Genomic DNA, 5,330 nt, shown 5'->3' with positions numbered 1-5,330 from the left:
TAATAACAATAATGGGACTATATTCAAAAAATGTCTCTCCTTTTTTATTTAATCAATTGATTTTATTCCCCTTCCTGTCTCTGCATTCTCTTCCATGTATGAGGTTTGGAACTAAAGTCAAGTCGGCTCTTTGTTGTCATCGATTTCAGCAAGATAGCATTTTTCTTTGCCGAACCGGTATTCATCGAAGAATATGCATTTAACTAACCATTTTTACATTCCAATTCACTTTCTTCTTTAATTTGCCCAGTCGATATTCGATATACTTTTAGACATAGGTAGGGTTCTCCTTTCTCTGGAATGTTTTTCGTCCAATCAGAGAATACCCCACCTTTTTTCTTTTGGTCTAGCAAAATGCTTTACACAAAATTTTATACATCATCAAAACAAATGTACACAAATGATATCCTAACAACAATTCATAAAAAATCTTACATATTTGTGAAATGTTTCCCATATTAATTGATTTTTCATTTTTACAATGGTATTATAAGAATGTAAGGACTATTCACAAAATTCTAAAAAATATGGAGGGCTTAATATGGCAAGAATTTTGATTTCACCGAACAAATATATTCAAGGGAAAGGCGAACTAATTAATATTCACAAACATATTGGTCATTTAGGAAGTTCCTTTTTGTTTATTGCTGATGAGTTTGTTCAAAAAATTACAAAAGCGACCATTGAAGAAAGCTTCTCAAATAGCAACAGCACCATTACCTTTGCAACTTTTCGAGGAGAATGTTCAAAACAGGAAATTAATCGACTCAAAAATATCGTTATTGAAAACAAGATTGATGTTGTTGTTGGGGTCGGAGGCGGAAAAACTTTAGATACCGTTAAAGCATTGGGTTACTATACGAATCTGCCGACTGTAGTCGTTCCTACAATTGCTTCTACAGACGCACCATGTAGTGCATTATCTGTCATTTATACAGAGGATGGTGTATTTGAGGAGTATCTTGTCCTCCCTAAAAACCCTGACATCGTATTGGTTGATACACAAATTGTAGCAAATGCACCTGCCAGACTCCTTGCAGCTGGAATTGGGGATGCTTTAGCTACATATGTTGAAGCCAGAGCATGTTACGAAGCAGATGCAATTCCAATGGCTGGAGGAAATATAACGAAATCAGCGATCGGACTAGCTGAGTTATGTCAAAAAATCCTCTTTGAAGAAGGAGTTAGTGCATATCTCGCAGTTCAAAGAAAAACCGTTACAAAGGCTGTTGAAAATGTTGTGGAAGCCAATACGTATTTAAGTGGGATCGGTTTTGAAAGCGGTGGGCTCGCAGCTGCTCATGCGATTCATAACGGCTTCACTGTTTTAGAGGACGTTCACCATCTATATCATGGAGAAAAAGTGGCCTTTGGTACACTTTCCCAATTAGTGCTTGAAAACCGCCCTATGGAAGAAATTGAAAAAATGGTCCGTTTAAATATTGAACTAGGTCTTCCTGTAACTCTTGAACAAATGGGAGTTAAAGAAGATGTTGAGGCCAAAATACGAAAAGTTGCTGAAGCGGCCTGTGCTGAAAATGAAACTATTCACAACATGCCGTTTAAAGTAACGCCAGATGATGTTTATGCCGCCATTTTAGCAGCAGACAGCATTGGAAAACGATTTGTTAAATGAGTGGAAAACTAATCGATCTCACAGTAAAACAAAAATCTATTTTCCTATTTTTTAACCACCGATAAAAAATCGAAATATACTTTCATCCTATTTCGCGCAGGAGACTCCCACTTCAACGACCAAAGGGAGTAAGTGGGAGAGGAATGCGCGTTCCCCCCTTCTTTTGTGTATGATATAATAAAGGCGTGGAAAAAACCGTTCAATAAAGGCACTCCAATAACTGCTACTCGATGTATGGAGTTGGTTACAGGAAACGTTGTAACCGTAAAACATCGAGCGTAGGTCCGTCTGTTGTGTGTGGAAGCCAAGTACTGCCAACAGACACACCGAGAGAATCGGTAACGATGCAGGCATGACCTGCGTCGTTGGGTAGTCGTCAACCTGCCCCTGATGCAACCCCAAGTCAAGGAAGGAGGACGAAGTCCGTTTGCACTTCTGGGGAGTTGCAAGCCCTCACTTCAAGCGTTAGCTAAGTGGGGGTAGTTGACAAGGCTCTCCTCCTGTTTCTAGTTGACGTTGTTTAGTTTTGTTCTATTTTATTTTCGTAACATATTTGAATTGAAAATGTTTAATGTTTCCATCATTATATCCTTGCCAATGGATTCATTCAATCCTTCCTTACGAACAGTGCCTGGCACCGTTCAAGAAATTCACTATGATTCTATCCGGTACGCCGCTCTATTCCTTATATTTGCTGACCTATTTTACTTGAATCATAATTTTGCAGGATATCCATCAAAACTTTGTTTACTTCATCATATTTGAAATCGTTAACAAGAAAATCATTAATACGTTCACTTAAATAATCAATATCATTCCAATCCGTTATATCAATACTCAAGTGTCGTATTCTTGTAAATGTGCCGTTTACATTTGTTAATGCAGAGCTTTTAGCTGAAAAAAGCTGGCTGTTATGTTTCACAATTTCATTTAAAAGCTGTAGACGTATTTGCCCATCTTGGATAGGACCTACCTCTAATATAAGTCGAAGTTTCTTTTCTTCTCTAACAAAGAAGTAGGCAACCGGAAATGGTGACTTCCATTTTCTTATTAAAGAAGGTAAGTTTTTAGCAAGGAAAGTCGGTATGAACCACAACTCCTTATCATTTTTAAAGAAACGATTATCTTGTGTGGAGTCAATTATATCCAAATTGTTATTTTCTTTTAGTTTTTCTACCGCTTGATGTAAACTTGAGTTTAACACCATGCCATATTTCACTATAGTGTCAATGATACGTCTAAAAAAGTTGCAAAAAACAAATTGTCGTCGATCCCTCGGGGTTTTTGCAAGATTGGAGGTCGACGACGGTTGTGAAATTATGCGCAAATTACTTATTCCTTTTCTAACAACTCACGCACTTCATCTTCCGCAAGGTCTGTGATGTTTGCGATATCTTCTACACTCATCCCTTTTTTGGCCATCGTTTGTACAAGGTGCTTCATCCCTTGTTTGATTCCTTGTTCTATCCCTTCTTCTCTTCCCTTTTCCAACGCCTTTTGTTCATACGAAATAATCAACTCCATCACTTGTTCTTTTTCTTTCGTCTCCATTTCATTCACCTCGCTTCGCAGTCTTCGTTCTTCTTCGTCTGATAATTTCACATATGTTTCAAAAAAGCCAAACAATAACCGTTGTTTCGCTTCGTCTAATTCCATTCGGACAAGCATGCGTAAAAATTGTTTTTTCAGTTCTACCCGTTCACTTTCAGTATAACCCATCTTGCTTAACAATGCAGCGGCGATCGGGTTGTCTTGGCGGATGTAGTTGCGCCAGTTTTGTTTCCGAAGTTCCACAGTGAAAAAATGAAAATCGAGGACTTTGCCAAAAGGAAAGTGGATCATAAATGTAGATCGTTCGTCGCGGATCGGATCGTAGCTAAATACAGCAATCGGTACAATATGTTTACGGTATTTTTCAAACAAACGGCTAAAATAAATAAACATGCGTTCAGGGAACGACGGTTGGACGTAGCTTTGGTTTTCGATATGGACAATAATGAGGCTATCCTCTCCTTTTAATTTCGTTTCGACCAACAAATCAACGCGGTATTTCTCCCCTGCCGTTACATCGGTAAACAACTCCTCCGATAAAAACGATACGTGGCGAAAGTCGATATGCTCATGCATCGTTGGAAAAAAGAGAACGATAAACTCCTCAAAAAACGTTTGGATCAACTCTTTAAACAAACGATCGTGGTCAATCGGCATACATTTACCTCACATACAATGGTTTCGATGGTTTTATTCGACAATATCATCTCTTTTCCTGCATGTCATAATAAAAAGCCAACTCCTAGCGAGCTGGCTTTTTATCGCCTAATCGGCAAGCTGATAACAAACGTCGTTCCTTTCTCCGAACTGTCGTGAAGCGCAATCGTTCCGCCATGGTTTTCAATAATTCGTTTCACGATCGTCAGCCCTAAGCCTGTCCCCGATGACTTTGTCGTGTTGCAATTCATCCCAATGTCTAAAGGGGCTTTCTTGCGCTTCCTCGTAAATAAGAAAGGCGTGATATGGGCGGAAAAGGTTAACAAAAAATATGGCGTCATTGCGCCATGTTTTTATCGAAACATCATATCGTCTTTACGGGCAACGCCTGTTTTGTATGCCGCTTTCATGACGGCTTCGCGCACGCGTTCGGCGACTTTGTTGTTAAAGACGCTTGTTCGCTTAATTCTTCGTCGGTGACGACAGAGGCGATCGCTTGGGCCGCGGCAAGTTTCATTTCTTCGTTAATTTCGATGGCGCGGCAGTCCAACGCTCCGCGGAAAATGCCAGGGAAACATCGGAAAGTTTTCCGCCGCACGCATCGTTTGAATGCCGTAATACGCATCGTACGGAATTTCTTTTTCGCCGAGCAAATCTTGTTCGATTCGTACTGCTTTTGTTTGCATCATTTCGCATCCCAACTTTCTTCTTGTTTTGGCGTAATGTCATTGGCGATTGGCGTTTCCATCATGTTTTTAATTTCCATCAAATTGCTCGTTTTTCCTAACGCCCACATCAGTTTCGGTACGATCGCTTCCGTATTCATATCCCCTGATAAAATAACTGTGTTTTGCGCCACTTTCCGCCCAACTTCATATAATGTTAAATCTTCTCCTTCTTCTAAACATTGCGTCGTAATAACAACCGCCATGCCATCGTCGATCAGTTCCTTCATTTTCGGCAATAAATTACGCCCTTGAAACGGCACGCCCCCGCTTCCAAAACTTTCAATAATCACACCGCGATATAAATGGCGAATGTAATCGAATATTTCTGGTTTTGTCCCTGGATGAAGCTTCAATAAAAACACGTCTGGGCAAAGCGACGGGTCAAACTGCACGTGCCCATTTGGCTTTTGTAGCTCGTATTGATAATGAATCGTTTCCCCGTGAATATAGGCGACGTACGGATGGTTAATGCTTTCAAATGCGTCATAACTTTTCGTCCGCATTTTGACTGCTCTCGTTCCTAAAATGACGCGCCCATCGAAGACGACAAACACCCCTCCGACGTCTTCACACGCAAAACGGAGCGCATCGCGTATATTTTTTTTCGCATCCGTCTTCGGAAAACCGATCGGCACTTGTGAGCCAGTTAACACAATCGGTTTTTGGCTGTTTTGAAGCATATATGATAACGCAGCCGCAGTATAGGCCATCGTATCCGTCCCATGCGTAATCACGAAACCGTCATAGTTATCGTAGTT

The 5,330-nt window shown here is 40.2% G+C and carries 5 protein-coding genes and 2 pseudogenes; 1 reads left to right on the top strand and 6 read right to left on the bottom strand.

The window, feature by feature from the left end:
- Positions 1-541 precede the first annotated feature (541 nt).
- Positions 542-1,636, top strand: coding sequence for a glycerol dehydrogenase (locus M4I42_RS16270; protein WP_268853103.1), 1,095 nt, complete (start codon positions 542-544; stop codon positions 1,634-1,636).
- A 685-nt stretch (positions 1,637-2,321) separates the two neighbouring features.
- On the opposite strand, the gene M4I42_RS16265 is transcribed toward M4I42_RS16270, so the two are convergent.
- The 6 genes and pseudogenes from M4I42_RS16265 to M4I42_RS16240 form a co-directional block, all read right to left on the bottom strand.
- The gene (locus M4I42_RS16265) at positions 2,322-2,843 is read right to left on the bottom strand and encodes a hypothetical protein (protein WP_268853102.1); all 522 of its coding nucleotides are present in this window, start codon (positions 2,841-2,843) and stop codon (positions 2,322-2,324) included.
- Positions 2,844-2,968: 125 nt separating this feature from the next.
- Positions 2,969-3,844, bottom strand: a complete 876-nt coding sequence (locus M4I42_RS16260) for an Rpn family recombination-promoting nuclease/putative transposase (protein ID WP_268853101.1) — start codon at positions 3,842-3,844, stop codon at positions 2,969-2,971.
- A 101-nt stretch (positions 3,845-3,945) separates the two neighbouring features.
- Positions 3,946-4,083: pseudogene (locus M4I42_RS16255) on the bottom strand (ATP-binding protein); the annotation flags it as partial.
- A 114-nt stretch (positions 4,084-4,197) separates the two neighbouring features.
- A pseudogene (locus M4I42_RS16250) lies at positions 4,198-4,421 on the bottom strand (malic enzyme-like NAD(P)-binding protein); the annotation flags it as partial.
- Positions 4,369-4,530 (bottom strand): hypothetical protein, encoded by a 162-nt coding sequence (locus M4I42_RS16245; protein WP_268853104.1) that lies wholly within the window; start codon positions 4,528-4,530, stop codon positions 4,369-4,371. The pseudogene M4I42_RS16250 and the gene M4I42_RS16245, both read right to left, overlap by 53 nt.
- Positions 4,530-5,330 (bottom strand): asparaginase (locus M4I42_RS16240; RefSeq protein WP_268853100.1); only part of this gene is annotated, 801 nt, incomplete at its 5' end. The genes M4I42_RS16245 and M4I42_RS16240, both read right to left, overlap by 1 nt.

It is taken from the genome of Anoxybacillus sp. J5B_2022 (genome assembly GCF_026847645.1).
Classification (GTDB): domain Bacteria; phylum Bacillota; class Bacilli; order Bacillales; family Anoxybacillaceae; genus Anoxybacteroides.
This window is presented reverse-complemented; position numbering and strand designations above follow the sequence as displayed.